The sequence below is a fragment of the Mesorhizobium sp. P5_C1 genome, assembly GCF_054049815.1.
Window position 1 is genome coordinate 1 of sequence record NZ_JBFULQ010000975.1, and the last position, 1,300, is coordinate 1,300.

A 1,300-nucleotide genomic window follows, 5' to 3' on the forward strand; every position below is an offset into this window, starting at 1 on the left:
GTGGTGTCCAGGCCTTCGTCGAGCGCGAGGGCATCGAATGCCACTACCAGACCTGCGGCCGCTTCATTGCCGCCAATTCGAAGGCTCATTTTCGAGCTTTGATCGCCGAACTTGAACAGACCCGACAGGCCGTGGGGTTCGACTATTCCGTCGTCGAGAAACATGAAGTTCATACGGAGATCGCCTCCGACAGCTACCATGGCGGCGCGGTCATTCCAGATCTCGGTTCGATTCATCCCGGACTTTATCACGCGGGCCTTGTCCGCAAGGCGCTCGATGCTGGTGTCAGGCTGTATCCTATCACCAATGTCGTGGGCATCGATCACACTGCGAATGAGAAGACCGTTCGAACGTCGAGAGGAACCATCGCTGCCCCTCATGTCATTGTCGCCACCAATGGTTATACGAGCCGCGACCTCAAATGGCTTGCCAGGCGGGTCATACCTTTCCGCGGCTTTGTTGTTGCAACCGAGCTGTTGCCACCGGAAACAATCGACAAGGTAATACCGCGCCGCCGCACCTATCTCGACACCAGGATGAACATCGATTTTATTCGCCCCGCACCTGATTCAAGCCGCATTCTGTTTGGCGGCATGACTGGTACAGCGAGCCCGACGGCGACGCCACTCGCAGGCGCGCTCCGCGATCGCCTTGTGAGAATCCTGCCTGACCTCAAGGGCGTCCGCCTCAGCCGTGCCTGGACCGGGCACTGCGCGGGAACTTTCGATTTCATGCCCCATATCGGCACGAAGGACGGCGTGCACTTCGCCCTCGGCTACAACTTTGCAGGTATTCCTCTTGGAACACATTTCGGGGAGAAGCTTGCTGCCCGAATTCTTCAACGGGGAGACATGTCTTCGGCCTTCGACGTCGAAAAATTCCCTACGGTGCCATTCTTTAACGGCTCGCCGTGGTTCGTGCCCTTGGCTATGCGCTATTTCGACTGGCATGATGATCGAATCGCAAAGGGCTAGAGCGCAGACATCATGGACAAGAGCACATCGGGCAAAGCGGCTACTGAAAAGCCTCTGGAGCGCTATGTGCGTATTCTCGAGATCGTCGCCGGCTTTCCAGGCGGCATCTCGGGAACCGCCGTCGGCGAGATGCTCGATCTGCCGAAAGCCTCGGCCTATAGGCTGATGAAGAGCTTGGCTGATGTTGAATTGATCGAGCAGAGCGGCCCAAGCACGGCCAATTTCAAGCTCGGGCGACGGTTGGAAAGACTGCTCTTTTCAGGTGCGAGCGACGACTGGTTCAAGGTCGTTGCACGCCCGACGTTACAGGAGCTTTCAGAAAAGAC

Annotated in this window: 2 protein-coding genes; both read left to right on the forward strand. The window is 57.4% G+C overall.

Annotation, left to right across the window (positions count from 1 at the left end; translation table 11 throughout):
• On the forward strand, positions 1 to 974 hold a 974-nt coding region (locus tag ACXJ7R_RS33150), incomplete at its 5' end, for an NAD(P)/FAD-dependent oxidoreductase (RefSeq protein ID WP_457155481.1).
• A gap of 12 nt (positions 975 to 986) precedes the next feature.
• Positions 987 to 1,300: helix-turn-helix domain-containing protein (locus ACXJ7R_RS33155; RefSeq protein WP_457155482.1), on the forward strand; the 314-nt coding region annotated here is incomplete at its 3' end.